This is a genomic window from Gordonia sp. ABSL11-1 (assembly GCF_030315685.1).
Classification (GTDB): Bacteria; Actinomycetota; Actinomycetes; order Mycobacteriales; family Mycobacteriaceae; genus Gordonia.
The window spans coordinates 172,099-187,647 of sequence record NZ_JASXSI010000002.1; the positions used below are offsets into that span (position 1 = coordinate 172,099).

Consider the following 15,549-nt stretch of genomic DNA (forward strand, 5'->3'; position numbering starts at 1 on the left):
GTCACGAAGCCGCGCCCGAGGACTGCGCGGTCTGCTGTCCTCGGGCGCGGCGTGGATGGGTCAGGTCGGGCGTCGGCTCAGAACCAGGTCCAGTCCCATCGGTGCAGGCGGCGGTTCCACACGCGACGTCGCCGACGCCTGCGGGGCGGTTCGGGGTGCTGCTGGCCCGGGCGCGGGCCCTGTCCGGGATTCTGTCCTGGAGTAGGCATGCATGTTCTCCTTGTGTTCTGGCCGGCGGCCTTGCCGGCCAGAAGAAAGCTATCGCCGCGACCTGCGGGCGGCCTGGCGCGCAGCTGGGAGAACGCTGTCAGGTCAGCAGAAGTGGGTGTCCATGCCGCAGACTGATTCCCATGGCGACACCCGAAAAACGCTCGCGTGGCTTCCTGTCCTGGCGGAAGGTCGACGGTGGGGGAGTCATCGCCCCCGACGAACGGCTCAGTTGGCCGCGGACCGTCGGGATCGGCCTGCAGCATGTGGTGGCCATGTTCGGCGCCACCTTCCTCGTTCCTGTGCTCACCGGGTTCCCGCCCGCGACGACCTTGCTGTTCTCGGGGATCGGCACCATCCTGTTCCTCCTGATCACCCGGAACCGCCTGCCCAGCTATCTCGGTTCGAGTTTCGCGATCATCGCACCGGTTCTGGCCGCGACGGCCTCCGACGGTCAGTCGGCGGCGTTGGGCGGCATCGTCGTCGTCGGGGCGTTGCTCGTCGTGATCGGGGCGATCGCCCACTTCGCGGGCATCGGATGGATCGAGGTGCTGATGCCCCCGGTGGTCACCGGCACCATCGTGGCGTTGATCGGGCTGAACCTCGCTCCGACCGCGAAGACGAATTACGAGGAGGATCCGGTCATCGCGACAGTGGTGCTGGTCCTGCTGGTGGCGTCGGTGGTGTTGTTCCGCGGTCTGCTCGGTCGCCTCGCGATCTTCCTGAGCGTCATCCTCGGATACGTCATCTCGCTCGTCGTCGACAAGGTCGACACCAGCGGCATCGCCGACGCGGCGTGGGTCGGCTTCCCGGAGTTCCACACACCGACGTTCCACCTCTCGGTGATCCCGATGTTCCTGCCGGTGGTGCTGGTGCTGCTCGTCGAGAACATCGGTCACGTCAAGTCGGTGGCGACGATGACAGGGGCGAACTACGACCGACGCATCGGTCGGGCGCTGGCCGCGGACGGACTCGCCACCGTGCTCGCCGGCAGCGGTGGCGGTTCGGCGACGACGACGTACGCCGAGAACATCGGAGTGATGGCCGCGACGAAGGTGTATTCGACTGCGGCGTACTGGATCGCAGGTGCAGTGGCCGTACTGCTCGGCCTGTCACCGAAGGTCGGTGCGGTGATCGCGGCGGTGCCGCCGGGCGTGCTAGGTGGTGTGACCACGGCGCTCTATGGTCTCGTCGGCATCCTCGGTGTGCACATCTGGGTCACCAACCGGGTGGACTTCTCGAAACCGGTCAATCAGTTCACCGCGGCGATCCCGCTGGTGATCGGCATCGCCGATTTCACCTGGGTCGTCGGCGACCTGAATTTCGGTGGCATCGCCCTGGGTGCCGCTGCGGCGCTCGCCATCTATCACGCCATGACGCTGATCGGCCGGTGGCGCGGAACGGTGACGGACTGAGACGTCGCTCAGTCGTCGTTGCCCGGGAGTCCGAGCACGAAACCCAGGCCGATGACGATGCACGAGACGAGGGCCACGGCGGGCATCACCCACATGTAATCCATGCGTGTGATGCTACGAGGACTGTGGCCTGAATGTCGGGTTTCGCGGACCGCGAGGGACTTTCGTCGCACGAGGACCGACCTCGGTCGGCGGCGGTAGTCTCCGGTGTCATGGCTGCGGACGACGGCGAGCACGGTATAGAGCCCGACCTCGAGGTCACTGCGCTGGCGATCAACGTCGCGATCCCCGAACATCTGCAATGGACCGACTCGCGACGTGATGTCGAGTTCCGACTGACGACTCTGAACGTCCGCATGCTGCCCGACGGGCGGCTGGCGGCGAAGGCCTACGGACGGCCCACCGCGGGCGGGCGGGGGGCCTACACATCGTTCCGGGTACCGGATGATCACGAGTTGACCGCACTCATCGATCGGGCCGCATCGCGGGCGGGTGCGATGTGGTCGGGTCATCGCGGCGTCGGGGCGTAGACGCCGACCGTCGGTTGGGGTGCCCCCGGCAGGACTCGAACCTGCGACCTAGGGATTAGAAGGCCCTTGCTCTATCCACCTGAGCTACGGAGGCATGTGCCACTCGGGGCGGCAGCGGAGGCGAGTATATCCCGTCCTACAGTTGAACCATGACCAGCGCGACGCCGACAGCCCCGGCCGAGCCCGGCCGGGACGCGATGCAGGAGCAGCGCGGCGCCGTGGCGGGCCTCTCGTGGGCGCTCGGTTGGCTCGCCGGGATCGTGGCGATCATCGTGACCGCGTTGTCGGCGGCCTCGGCCGTCCGTCTGGCAGGCGTCCCGGACCCCGGCTGGTTGACGACCTACGGCGTGCCGACAGTGACCGCGATCGGTGAGGTCAGTGCCGCGATCGCGCTCGGGTCGGCGGTGTTCGCGACGTTCTTCGTCCCGCCGCAGCGCGACGGAGTGCTCGACGTCGGCGGTTATCGCGCCATCCGGATCGCGGCGACGGCAGCGCTCACGTGGAGCGTGTGCGCGGTCCTGCTGATCCCGTTGTCGATCTCGAACGTCAGCGGCCAGCCGCTGACGGCGTCGCTGCAGCCGTCGAATCTGATCAATGCCTACTCGCAGGTGGCCGACGCACGCACGTGGCTCTGGACAGCGATCTTCGCTATCGCGGCCGCGGCGGTGGCCCGCGTCATTCTGCGCTGGGGATGGTCGGTCTCGGTGATCGGCCTCGTCGTGCTGAGCCTCATGCCCGCGGCGCTCGCCGGGCATTCGTCGACCGGCGGCAATCACGACATCGCCACCAACAGCCTGATCCTGCACATCGTCGGCGCCACCCTGTGGATGGGCGGACTGTTCGCCGTGGTCACCTATGCGCTGGCGAACGGACGGTGGCGGGTCCTTGCCGTGCGACGGTTCTCCCGAGTGGCGTTCTGGTGCATCGTCGTCGTCGGTGTCAGCGGCGTGATCAACGCGCTGGTCCGCGTGCCACTGGGCGATCTGTTCACCGACATCTACGGGCAACTGGTGCTCGCCAAGGTCGCCGCGCTGGTCGTTCTCGGCGGACTCGGCGCCGGGCACCGTCGGGTCACGATCGCGCGCCTCGAGAGCGAGTCCGCCGCGCGATCGGTGTTCGTGCGATTCGGGATCGTCGAGACGCTGGTGTTCGCGGTGACGTTCGGGCTCGCCGTCGGTCTGTCGCGGACGCCACCGCCGGCCGGGGAGAGTGCGGACATCTCCGCGGTGGAATCGACCGTCGGTTACGACATCGACGGACCGCCCACGTTCGCCCGCATCCTCGTCGACTGGCGTTTCGACCTGATGTTCGGCACGCTCGCGATCGTTCTCGCGGTCGTCTACCTGCGGGGCGTCCTGCGGCTGCGCCGCCGGGGCGACAGCTGGCCGGTCGGTCGGACGGTGGCGTGGATTCTGGGGTGCGCACTGCTGCTGTTCGCGACGTCGTCGGGCCTGGGACGCTACTCACCGGCGATGTTCAGCATCCACATGATCTCGCACATGATCATGTCGATGATGGTTCCGGTGCTGTTGGTCCTCGGTGGTCCGGTCACACTCGCGCTGCGGGCGCTGCCACCAGCCGGCCGCGGCAATCCGCCGGGTCCGCGCGAATGGATCCAGACGGCGATCCACAGCCCGCCGTCGCGCTTGCTCACCCATCCGGCCATCGCCGCGGTGCTGTTCGTCGGCAGCTTCTACGCGCTGTACCTGGGTGGTCTGTTCGACGCCGTGGTGCAGTATCACGCTGCGCACCTGCTGATGAATCTGCACTTCCTGCTCAGCGGGTATCTGTTCTACTGGCTGGTGATCGGGATCGACCCGGCCCCGAGACAGGTCTCCCCGGTCGCCAAACTCGGCATCGTGTGGGGTTCGCTGCCGTTTCACGCGTTCTTCGGCGTCGCCCTGATGATGACGAGCGCGGTCATCGCCGAGACCTACTACCGCGCTCTGAATCTCCCGTGGAACTACGACCTGTTCGACGATCAGCGCGTCGGCGGTGGCATCGCCTGGGCCGCCGGCGAGATCCCGCTCGTGGTGATCATGCTCGCGCTGCTGGTGCAGTGGCGCCGGCAGGATGAACGGCAGGCGCGACGGTATGACAGGCGTGCGCTGCGTGACCACGACGCCGACCTCGAGGGCTACAACGAGATGCTGAAAGAGCTGAACAAGCGCTCCTGACCCGCCGCCGATCGTGCCCTGGATCTCGCCGATCGTGTCCGGCATCTCGCCGAGCGGGCACACCGGATTGTCCCCGCTGCGATGTCGGTCGGCGGTGACCCCCGAGGCACCGATGATCCCGATCGCTCATCCCGAAGCCATGCGTCGTCATCGAGTTGTCCACAGATGTTCGTGCGAGCCGTGCATCGCGCCGGTGGTGGTCGATGCTGGCTGCAGCCACGACAACCCGTGGCGAGGGAGAACCCGAGGAGCCGACCATGTACGAGACCTATACGACCGTCATCGGGACCGTGGTGTCCGAACCGCGGCGCCGGCAGACCGCCGCCGGGGAGGAGGTGATCTCGTTCCGGGTCGCCTGCAACTCGCGCCGCATCGACAAACGCACTCAGGAATGGATCGACGGACCGACGCTCTACCTGACCATCAGCTGCTGGCGCCGACTACTGGCCGGCGTCGGCGCGGCGATCGCCAAGGGTCGCCCGGTGATCGCACACGGACAGATCAAGACCAACGAGTACACCTCCGCCGACGGGGAGCGTCGTGCCGATCTCGAGATGACGGCCAACGCGGTCGGTCTCGACCTGAGTCGTTGTGTCGTGACCTTCGAGGGGCCCTCGGGCGGCGAGCGCACGCCGGCCATCGCGACCGTCGACACCGGACGTTCCCCGGTGACCGTGCGCGCCGACGAGCGTGCGGTCGCCGAGGAGAAGACCGCGGCCTGACGCACGCGTCGGGTGGCGCATCGCGTCGGGGCGCCACCCGACGGGGCCGGGGCCGTCGGGTGGCCGAGAAGTCACCGGGGGACAGCCCGATGATCGCCGCCCACTAGGCTGGTGGTCGTGTGTGCACGCTTCCCGCGTGCACCGGAGCAACCACTGCTGACCATCCCAGCGGGCACCGAGCAGGTCTGAAGGAGTTTTCTGTGGCTGAGTTCATCTACACGATGAAGAAGGTTCGCAAGGCGCACGGCGACAAGGTCATCCTCGACGACGTCACCATGTCGTTCTACCCGGGCGCCAAGATCGGCGTTGTCGGTCCCAACGGCGCCGGCAAGTCGTCGATCCTGAAGATCATGGCCGGTCTCGACCAGCCGTCGAACGGCGAGGCCTTCCTCGATCCCGACGCGACCGTCGGCATCCTCCTGCAGGAGCCGCCCCTCAACGAGGAGAAGACGGTCAAGGAGAACGTCGAGGAGGGGATGGGCGAGATCAAGGTCAAGCTCGATCGCTTCAACGAGATCGCGGAGAAGCTCGCCACCGATTACTCCGACGAGCTCATGGAGGAGATGGGCAAGCTCCAGGAGGACCTCGACAACAACGACGCCTGGGACCTCGATTCGCAGCTCGAACAGGCGATGGACGCCCTGCGTTGCCCGCCCGGTGACTCGCCGGTCACCCATCTCTCCGGTGGTGAGCGTCGTCGCGTCGCCCTGTGCAAGCTGCTCCTGCAGAAGCCCGATCTGTTGCTGCTGGACGAGCCGACCAACCACCTCGACGCCGAGAGTGTGCTCTGGCTCGAGCAGTTCCTGGCGTCCTACCCGGGCGCCGTGCTGGCCGTGACGCACGACCGGTACTTCCTCGATCACGTCGCCGGCTGGATCTGCGAGGTCGACCGCGGCAAACTGCACCCCTACGAGGGCAACTACTCGACGTACCTGGAGAAGAAGGCCGAGCGCCTCGAGGTCCAGGGCAAGAAGGACCAGAAGCTGCAGCGGCGGCTCAAGGAGGAGCTCGCGTGGGTCCGGTCGGGTGCCAAGGCACGCCAGACCAAGAACAAGGCGCGTCTGGCCCGCTACGAGGAGATGGCCGCGGAAGCCGAGAAGACCCGCAAGCTCGACTTCGAGGAGATCCAGATCCCGACACCGCCGCGCCTCGGTGACGTCGTCGTCGAGGTCAACAATCTCGACAAGGGTTACGACGGCCGTGTCCTCATCAAGGACCTCTCCTTCTCGCTGCCGCGCAACGGCATCGTCGGCGTGATCGGCCCCAACGGCGTCGGCAAGACCACCCTGTTCAAGACCATCGTCGGGCTCGAGGAGCCGGACTCGGGCACCGTCAAGGTCGGCGAGACCGTCAAGCTGAGCTATGTCGATCAGAACCGCGCCAACATCGACCCCAAGAAGAACGTCTGGGAGGTCGTGTCCGACGGACTCGACTACATCGAGGTCGGCCAGAACGAGATGCCCTCGCGGGCCTACGTGAGCGCGTTCGGCTTCAAGGGGCCGGATCAGCAGAAGCGCGCCGAGGTGCTCTCCGGCGGCGAGCGCAACCGACTGAACCTCGCGCTCACCCTCAAAGAGGGCGGCAACCTGATCCTGCTCGACGAGCCGACCAACGACCTCGACGTCGAGACCCTCGGCTCACTGGAGAACGCTCTCGAGAAGTTCCCCGGATGCGCCGTGGTGATCTCGCACGACCGGTGGTTCCTGGACCGCACCTGTACCCACATCCTCGCGTGGGAGGGCAATGTGGCCGAGGGGCAATGGTTCTGGTTCGAGGGCAACTTCGAGGCCTACGAGGCCAACAAGGTCGAGCGCCTCGGTGCCGACGCCGCGCGTCCGCACCGCGTCACACACCGCAAACTCACCCGCGACTGACCCTTCGTTTCTCGGATCGGTCCCGGTCGCCGAGCCGCCGGGTCCGGTCAGTGGAACGTCTGTACCCGGCTGGCGGGTCTCTGGGCCGAGTCGGTGACAGGCCGGGAGGACACGCCACGGCGAAGGCCGACCGCGATGCGGCGGCGATCACTACCATCGCAAGAGAAGGACACACGCCGGAGATCCCGGGTCACTGGTCCTGTCGCGATGGGGTGAATACCGTTGCCGAACACGACCTCGCTTCTGCCACAAGCGATTGCGAGCTACTTCAGTTCGTCGTCGTCGCTCGGGGGTGAGGTGCCGCCACCTGATCCCGCGGAGGTCGAGCCCGAGGATGTGGCCCGGGTCCGACGACATCTCGAGGTCGCACGGCGCCGCGATCCCGGCGAACGTCTCGTCGACGTGGCCGCGACCGAATCCGGCGGCATCGACGTCGTGGTGGTCAACGACGACATGCCGCTGCTGGTCGAGGCCGTTCTGGCGACGGTCGAGGCCCACGACCTCACCGTGACGCGGATCGATCACCCGGTCATCCCGGTCATCCGATCTGACGACGGCACGCTGTCGGACTTCGGCGACGACACGGACTCGACATCCGTCGAATCCTGGATCTACGTGGTGGCACTGTCCCGACAACCCGATGTCGACGTCGCCGGGCTGCGGGCCGACATCGTCGAGGTCACCGGACGGGTCGCCGACGTCGACCGTGATGTCAGCGTGATGCGCACCCGGCTGACCGAGCGCGCCGCCGACTGCGCGCACGCCCCGGTGGGGCTGGAATCGGGCCTGCTCGCAGGCGACCGTGAGGAATACGCACGCCTGCTGACCTGGTTCGCCGGCAATCACTTCCTCCCACTGGCCTATGCCCGGGTCACCGCCGACGGCACGGTCGACGGCGACCGACTCGGGGTGTGGCGGACCGATCGTGTCCGCTCGGACTTCCCGATCGCCGACGAGCCGCCCCTGCTGCCGCGCGTCTCGCGGGTATACCTCGAGACCGGAATCCAGCGTTCCGACTTCCCGGTGCTGCTGCAGATCCCCGCCTTCGGCGACGCCGGCGTGCACGACGGCGAACACCGGTTCCTGGGCACCTTCACCTCGTCAGGACTGCATCAGACCGTGGTCGACATCCCGGTGTTGCGGGCCAAGGTGCGCGGCGTGCTCAGCCGGGCCGGCCTCGACGACGATTCGTTCGCCGGTCAGTCGATTCTCGAACTGCTGCAGAACTATCCGCTGGTGGAGATGTTCGCCGCCTCGGACCTCGAACTGTCCCGCCGCGTCGAGGAGATGCTCGACGCCGTCGCCACCCGATCGCTGCGCCTGTTCGTCCGCACCGATCCGGACGGTGAGATGGCGGCGGCTCTGGTCTACCTGCCCCGCGACCGGTACAACACGCAGTCTCGGCTGACGTTGCAGGAAGCCCTGCTCGATCATCTCGGCGGGACGGCCATCGAGTACACCGCGCGGGTCAGCGAGATGCCGCTGGCCCTGCTGCAGGTCTTGGTCCGCGTCGATCCCGAGATCGCCCGATCGCTGGGTCCGCTGGACACGGGCAGTGTCCGGCACGAGGCGATGCAGGCCGGACTCGCCGACGCCATCCGTAGCTGGGACGAACGCGTGCGTGAACTCGGCCGGGCCGCCGCGTCGGCGCCGACGACGCCGGTCGGTTGGCCCGACGGCGGCGTGGACACGCTGCTCCGCGTCCTGCCATCGATCCCCGACGACTACAAGGACCTCCGGACACCGGCCGCCGCGCTCGCCGACCTCATCCACGTCACCCGACTGGAACCGGGCGGCGTCACCGTCACACTGACCCGCGACGTCGATGACGACGCGGTCACCGACGCCGCCACGGCGGTCGACGGTGCCGCGATCGCCGAGGGCGCTGCGCACGGTGCCCTCGCCGACGAGCGGTGGACGTTCACTCTCTACCTGTGCGACGAGTCGGCGACGCTCACCGATGTGCTGCCGGTCCTGCACAGCCTCGGACTCGACGTCCTCGACGAACACCCCTATCACCTGGTCCGTACCGACCGATTATCCTGCTGGGCTTATGAATTCGGGGTGGCTCTGTCGGCCGGGATGGCCGTCGACCAGGCCACCGTCGGCGATCTGGAGCACCGCTTCACCGAGGCGTTCGCGCAGATATGGCGACGCAATGCCGAGGTCGACGCCTTCAACGAGCTCGTCATCCGCTGCGGACTGGACTGGCGATCGGCCGCGATGCTGCGCGCCTACGGCCGCTATCTCCGCCAGTGCGGCTTCTCGTACACGACAACACATGTCGCATCAGTGCTCGGCGGTCATCGATCGGTCACCCGCGGCCTCGTCGCCCTGTTCGCGGCGTCATTCGACCCGTCCGCCGCCGACGACACCCACCGCGACGAGGTCCTCGAGCAACTACGGCGTGACGTCGGCGAGGTGATCAGTCTGGACGCGGACCGCATCCTGTCGGCCTTTGCCGCCGTCGTCACGGCGACCTCGCGCACCAACTACTACGTAACCGGTGATGGCGACGAGCACCGCCCGGTCATGTCGTTCAAGCTACGTCCGCAGGAGATCCCGCAGGCACCTCAGCCGACGCCGATGCACGAGATCTTCGTCTACTCACCGCGCGTCGAGGGCGTCCACCTGCGGTTCGGCATGGTCGCCCGGGGAGGGCTGCGGTGGTCGGATCGACGTGAGGACTTCCGTACCGAGATCCTGGGTCTCGTCAAGGCACAGGCGGTCAAGAACGCGGTCATCGTGCCGGTCGGTGCGAAAGGCGGGTTCATCGTCAAGCGGCCACCGGCCGCCACGGGCGACGCGGGCGCCGACCGCGACGCCATCCGGACCGAGGGGATCGCCTGCTATCGCGCGTTCATCGCCGGCCTTCTCGACGTGACCGACAACATCGACCACCACAGCGGCTCCGTGGTCCCCGCGCCGTCGGTGGTCCGCCGCGACGGGGACGACGCCTACCTCGTCGTCGCCGCCGACAAGGGCACGGCATCGTTCTCCGACATCGCCAATGACGTTGCCGCGCAGTACGGTTTCTGGCTCGGTGACGCGTTCGCCTCGGGTGGGTCGGCGGGTTACGACCACAAGGAGATGGGCATCACGGCGCGTGGCGCGTGGGAGTCGGTGAAACGCCACTTCCGGGAGATGGGCGTCGACACCCAGTCGGAGGACTTCACCGTCGTCGGCATCGGCGACATGAGCGGTGATGTGTTCGGCAACGGCATGCTGCTCTCCGAACACATCCGCCTCGTCGCGGCCTTCGATCACCGCCACGTGTTCGTCGATCCGTCCCCGGATGCGGCCACGTCGTATCGGGAGCGGGCTCGATTGTTCGCACTACCGCGGTCCTCCTGGGCGGACTACGACACCTCACTGCTCAGTGTCGGGGGAGGCGTGTGGTCGCGTGAGCGCAAGTCGATCCCTGTCGGCGGCGAGATGCGCGCCGCACTCGGTCTCGCCGACGACGTGATCGAGTTGTCCCCACCGGAACTGATCCGTGCGGTGTTGCTGGCGCCGGTCGACCTGCTCTGGAACGGCGGCATCGGCACCTACGTCAAGGCGTCCACCGAATCCGACGCCGATGTCGGCGACAAGGCCAACGACGCCATCCGCGTCAACGGAGATCAACTGGTCGCGAAGGTGATCGGGGAGGGTGGCAACCTCGGCGTCACCGAACGCGGCCGGATCGAGTTCGACCTGTCCGGTGGGCGCGTCAACACCGACGCGATGGACAACTCGGCCGGCGTCGACTGTTCCGACCACGAGGTGAACATCAAGATCCTGCTCGACTCGGCGGTGTCGTCGGGCGAGGTCGGCGCGGACGACCGGAACCCGCTCCTGGAATCGATGACCGACGAGGTCGCCGATCTCGTGCTCGCCGACAACATCTCGCAGAACTCCGAGCTCGGCTTCTGCCGTGCCTACGCGCAGGAGCGGGTGGACGTGCACGTGCGGCTGCTCACCGACCTCGCGCGCGATCACGGCGTCGACCTTCGGCTCGAGGCACTGCCGCAACCCGCGGAGCTGCGCAAGAGGTTCGCCGGCGAGCTGCACCGCGGACTGACCTCTCCCGAACTGGCGACTGTCATGGCACACGTGAAGCTGGCGGCGAAGGCAGATCTTCTGGTCACCGAGCTCCCCGACAACGAGGTGTTCGACCATCGGCTGGCCGCCTACTTCCCGGTTCCGTTGCGCGAGCGGCTCACCCCCCAGATCCGGTCGCATCGGCTGCGCCGCGAGATCGTGACGACGACCTTGATCAATGACGTCGTCGACAAGGCAGGGACGACCCACCTCTTCCGGCTGGGCGAGGCCACCGGTTCGTCGACCGAGGAGAGTGTCCGCGCGTACGTCGTGTCGAGCGCCGTCTTCGGTATGGACGACGTCTTCGAGCGGATCCTGCACGCACCCGCGCCGGTGGCGGCGATCGACGAGATGATGCTCTACGCGCGTAGGCTCGTGTTCCGCGCCTCTCGGTGGCTGCTGGCGTTCCGCCCGCAGCCACTCGCGATGGGCGCCGAGGTCACCCGCTACTCCGGTCGCGTCACCGAACTGACCGCGTTGCTCGACAGCTGGTTCGGCGCGAGTTCCGCACGCGACGTCGATCAGCGGATCGCGCATTACCAGGACTCCGGTGTGCCGCCGGATCTCGCCCATGACGTCGCGGTGAGCCTGCACCGATTCTGTCTGCTCGACATCATCGACGCGGCGGAGATCGCCGACCGGCATCCCGTCGAGGTCGGCGAGTTGTACTTCGCGGTGATGGAACACTTCGGGCTGGAGGACCTGCTCACCGCCGTGTCGGATCTGGACTACGGGGACCGCTGGCACGCGCTGGCGCGCCTGGCTCTCCGCGACGACATGCACGGTGCCCTACGCGCGGTCACCCTCAAGATCCTCGAGGTGGGGGAGCCCGACGAATCCGCGGCCGAGAAGATCGACGAGTGGGAGTTCTCGCACGCGTCGCGGCTGTCGCGTGTGCGCACGATGCTGGCCGACATCACCGAGTCGGGCGCGCTCGATCTCGCGACCCTGTCGGTGGCGGCCCGACAGCTCCGCAGTGTGATCCGCTGACCGGTGATCCTCTGACCGGTGATCCGCTGACCTGTGGGGAATCCGGCCGCCGGCACGGGTCGCCGGTCTAGGGTGGGGCATGGCCCGGACCGCTCTGCGAATCTGTCCGCTGTGTGAGGCGACCTGCGGACTCACCGTCACCGTCGACGACGACCAGGGTCGCATGCTCAGTGCACGCGGCGACTCCGACGACGTCTTCAGTCACGGGTACATCTGTCCCAAGGGCGCGAGCCTGCCCGAGCTCGACAACGACCCGGATCGACTCACCGGACCGCTGATCCGGCGTGACGGGATCCTCGTCGACGCCCAGTGGGACGAGGCGCTCCAACTCGTGGCCGACCGGCTCGGTGCGACGATCGCGGACCACGGCGGTCCGTCGGTCGGCGTCTACATCGGAAACCCCAACGCGCACACCGTCGCCGGCGCCCTCTATGCACCGCTGCTGACTCGGGCGATCGGCACCCACAACGTGTTCAGCGCGAGCACGCTCGACCAGATGCCCAAGCAGGTCGCGCTCGGCTACCTGTTCGGACACGCCGGCACCTTCGCGGTACCCGATCTCGATCGCACCGATCATCTCGTGGTGATCGGGGCCAACCCGGTCGTCTCCAACGGAAGTGTGACGACCGCGGCAGATTTCCCGGGCAAACTCGCGGCGTTGCGTCGGCGTGGTGGCCGACTGACCGTGATCGACCCCGCCCGCACCCGCACCGCAAAGCTCGCCGACGTGCACCTCGCGCCGCGGCCGGGCACCGATGCGGCCTTGTTGTTCGCCGTCGTGCACACACTCTTCGACGAGGAGCTGACCGCCCCCGACCTCGGCGGTATCGGCCGTCACGTGACCGGTGTCGACCGGCTGCGTGCCGAGGCCGCGGATTTCTCGCCCGAGGCAATCGCCGCGTTCTGCGATGTCCCGGCACCGGCCATCCGTGAACTCGCGCGGTCGATCGCGGCGGCCCCGACGGCAGCCGTGTACGGCCGGATGGGCACCACCACAGTTGAATTCGGCACGATCGGCAGCTGGTTGATCGATGCCATCAACATCCTCACCGGCAATCTGGACCGACCCGGCGGGGTCATGTTCCCGACTCCGCCGACCGCTCCGGCTCCCCGACCGCCCCGGCCGGGTCGCACATTCCGCACCGGACGGTGGCGCAGCCGCGTGTCAGGGCATCCCGAGGTCGCGGGGGAACTGCCGGCCGCGGCCCTGGCGGAGGAGATCGACACCCCCGGAGAGGGACGCCTCCGGGCGATCGTCACCATCGCCGGGAACCCGGTCCTGTCCGCGCCCGACGGCGACCGCCTCGGGCGCGCTCTCGACGGACTCGACTTCCTGGTGAGCGTCGACCCGTATCTGAACGAGACCACCCGCCACGCGGACGTGATCCTGCCGCCGCCGCCACCGTCGGCTACTCCGCACTTCGACTTCATCCTCAACAATCTGGCCGTGCGGGCGACGGCACGGTACTCGCGGCCGGTCCTGCCCCTGCCCGACGGACGGCCGGACGAGGCGGAGATCCTCGCGCGGCTCACGCTCGCCCTCGGCGGTCTGGGTGTGCACGCCGACAAGCGGCTCGTGGACGAGCAGGTCATCGCCGCGACGCTGTCGAAGGAGGTGTCCGATCCGCACTCGCCCGTGGCCGGCCGCGATCTGGACGAGATGATCGCGATGCTCCCCGACGGACCGGGACACGAGCGCCGTCTGGACATGATGGTGCGGCTCGGTGCCTATGGTGACGCGTTCGGTGCGCGTGACGCCGGACTCACCCTCGCGCAGATACTCGCCTCTCCCCATGGAGTCGACCTGGGACCGATGCGGCCGCGTCTGCCCGGGATCCTGCGCACCGGGTCGGGAACGGTGGAACTCGCCGCCGACGACCTGATCGCCGACGTCGACCGCCTGCGCTCGGCCCTGCGTCGCGATCCCGAACACTTCGTGCTCATCGGGCGCCGCAATCTGCGATCGAACAACAGCTGGATGCACAACCTCCCGGCGCTCACGGGCGGAACCAACCGGTGCACCCTGTACATCCATCCCGACGACGCCCTGCGACTCGGGCTCGACGACATCGCCATCGTCCGTGGACCCGGGGGAGAGGTGAAGGTGCCGGTGGAGGTCACCCCGGACATCCGTCCCGGCGTGGCGTCGCTGCCGCACGGCTGGGGGCACGATCTCGCCGACACCCGGATGACGGTCGCCGCCGAGGCGCCGGGCACGAACGTGAACCAGCTGAACGACGGCTCGCTGCTCGACCCGCTGTCGGGCACCGTCGTGCTCAACGGACTGCCGGTGGAGATTGCACCCGGCTGAGCCCACGGAAGTGCTTGCGTAGGGTTGTTGCCGCGCCCTCCACGCCGCGGAGGACGCTGACGACGTCACGGAAGGACACGCGTGCTCTACGAGGACGAGGGAACGAGGACCGCCGCCGGCTACGTGGTGAAGGTGCCCGTCCGGTGGTCGGACATGGATGTGTTCGCCCACGTGAACCACGCTCGGATGGTCACCCTGATCGAGGAGGCACGCATCCCGTGGCTCTTCTACGACGAGCGCCCGACCGCATCGCTGCGCGCGGGCTGCGTCGTCGCCGACCTCCACGTCAAGTACCGAGAACAGGTCCGGCACGACGAAGGGCCGATCGCGGTCACGATGTTCGTCGAACAGCTCCGGGCCGTCGACTTCACCGTCGGCTACGAGGTGCGTCCCCGTGACGCCGACCCGGATGCCGGGCCTGCGGTCACCGCCACCACGCAGCTGGTGGCGTTCGACGTCGACGCCCAGCGCCTGCGTCGGCTGACCGCCGAGGAGAAGGACTATCTCGCATCGTTCATCCGCTCGGACACGGTCGGCCGGTGACCACGCCGGAGCGCCACATCACCCTCACCGGCCCGGGTGATCGGTCGGATGCGGTCGCCTTCCTCGGGCGCGCGCTTCGTCTCGACGACACCGCCGTCGTCCGGATCGCCGCCCGACCCGACGGGCTCATCGGCTTCTGGACCACCACCGGGTTCGACGTGCTCGCCGGACGGTCGGTCTTCGGTGCGATGCGTCCCGACGACATCGTCGCCGACGCGGCCACCCTGCGGACTACTCTCGCCGCCGCCGACCCCGGGACACCGGTGGATCCGGGGTTCGGCCTCGACAGCGCCTGGCGCGGCGCGTTGCCCGCGACCACCGGCTTCACCCAGCTGGACGATGTGCCTGCCCGCACCGTCGTCGAACTGTCGCGCGGCGGTGCGACTCTCGCGCGTACCGAGGGCAGCGCGCACGGACCCGCGACCGGACTGCTGGACCAAGATGTGCTCGAGGTGTCGTCGGAGAGCGGGGACGAGCGCGCATCGGTGTCGATGCGTGCCCTGTTCGCCCTCACCGCCATGGGATTCATCCGCGACGCCGATGGGCACGAGATCACCGAGACGTCACCGATCGAGAAGATCGCCGCCGACGAACCGGTCCGAATCCGGGTGTCCGGCGCGTGGATCCGTGTCGATGCCCGTTACGGTTCGGTGTTCCAGCGTCGCGAACGCATCGCGATGATGGCGCTGTGACCGGA

General features: G+C 68.0%; 9 protein-coding genes and 1 tRNA gene. 9 read left to right on the forward strand and 1 reads right to left on the reverse strand.

The genetic code is table 11. The annotated features are described in order from the left end of the window. Positions 1 to 350 precede the first annotated feature (350 nt). Together QSJ19_RS03465 and QSJ19_RS03470 are read left to right on the forward strand one after the other, a co-directional pair. Positions 351 to 1,622, forward strand: a complete 1,272-nt coding sequence (locus QSJ19_RS03465) for a uracil-xanthine permease family protein (protein ID WP_286318313.1) — start codon at positions 351 to 353, stop codon at positions 1,620 to 1,622. A 212-nt stretch (positions 1,623 to 1,834) separates the two neighbouring features. After that, on the forward strand, positions 1,835 to 2,152 hold the full coding sequence (locus QSJ19_RS03470) for a hypothetical protein (protein ID WP_286318314.1): 318 nt from the start codon (positions 1,835 to 1,837) through the stop codon (positions 2,150 to 2,152). 20 nt (positions 2,153 to 2,172) lie between these two features. Here the strand turns inward: QSJ19_RS03470 and QSJ19_RS03475 are convergent. After that, a tRNA-Arg gene (locus QSJ19_RS03475) sits at positions 2,173 to 2,246 on the reverse strand. 55 nt (positions 2,247 to 2,301) lie between these two features. Here QSJ19_RS03475 and QSJ19_RS03480 point away from each other — a divergent pair. The 7 genes from QSJ19_RS03480 (at position 2,302) to QSJ19_RS03510 (ending at position 15,544) form a co-directional block, all read left to right on the forward strand. Next, on the forward strand, positions 2,302 to 4,329 hold the full coding sequence (locus QSJ19_RS03480) for a bifunctional copper resistance protein CopD/cytochrome c oxidase assembly protein (RefSeq protein ID WP_286318315.1): 2,028 nt from the start codon (positions 2,302 to 2,304) through the stop codon (positions 4,327 to 4,329). Between the two features lie 257 nt (positions 4,330 to 4,586). Next, positions 4,587 to 5,051 carry a single-stranded DNA-binding protein gene (locus tag QSJ19_RS03485; RefSeq protein ID WP_286318526.1) on the forward strand — a complete coding sequence of 155 codons (465 nt, stop codon included), beginning with the start codon at positions 4,587 to 4,589 and terminating at the stop codon, positions 5,049 to 5,051. 200 nt (positions 5,052 to 5,251) lie between these two features. Then, positions 5,252 to 6,925 (forward strand): energy-dependent translational throttle protein EttA, encoded by a 1,674-nt coding sequence (ettA, locus tag QSJ19_RS03490; RefSeq protein ID WP_187583830.1) that lies wholly within the window; start codon positions 5,252 to 5,254, stop codon positions 6,923 to 6,925. Between the two features lie 222 nt (positions 6,926 to 7,147). Beyond that, positions 7,148 to 11,998, forward strand: a complete 4,851-nt coding sequence (locus QSJ19_RS03495) for an NAD-glutamate dehydrogenase (protein WP_286318316.1) — start codon at positions 7,148 to 7,150, stop codon at positions 11,996 to 11,998. A 79-nt stretch (positions 11,999 to 12,077) separates the two neighbouring features. Beyond that, entirely contained in the window at positions 12,078 to 14,309 is a 2,232-nt protein-coding gene (locus QSJ19_RS03500; RefSeq protein WP_286318317.1) for a molybdopterin-dependent oxidoreductase, read from the forward strand. A gap of 81 nt (positions 14,310 to 14,390) precedes the next feature. Then, positions 14,391 to 14,852, forward strand: coding sequence for an acyl-CoA thioesterase (locus QSJ19_RS03505; RefSeq protein ID WP_286318318.1), 462 nt, complete (start codon positions 14,391 to 14,393; stop codon positions 14,850 to 14,852). After that, positions 14,849 to 15,544, forward strand: a complete 696-nt coding sequence (locus QSJ19_RS03510; RefSeq protein WP_286318319.1) for a DUF8010 domain-containing protein — start codon at positions 14,849 to 14,851, stop codon at positions 15,542 to 15,544. Before QSJ19_RS03505 ends, QSJ19_RS03510 begins: the two co-directional genes overlap by 4 nt. The last annotated feature ends 5 nt before the right edge of the window (positions 15,545 to 15,549 follow it).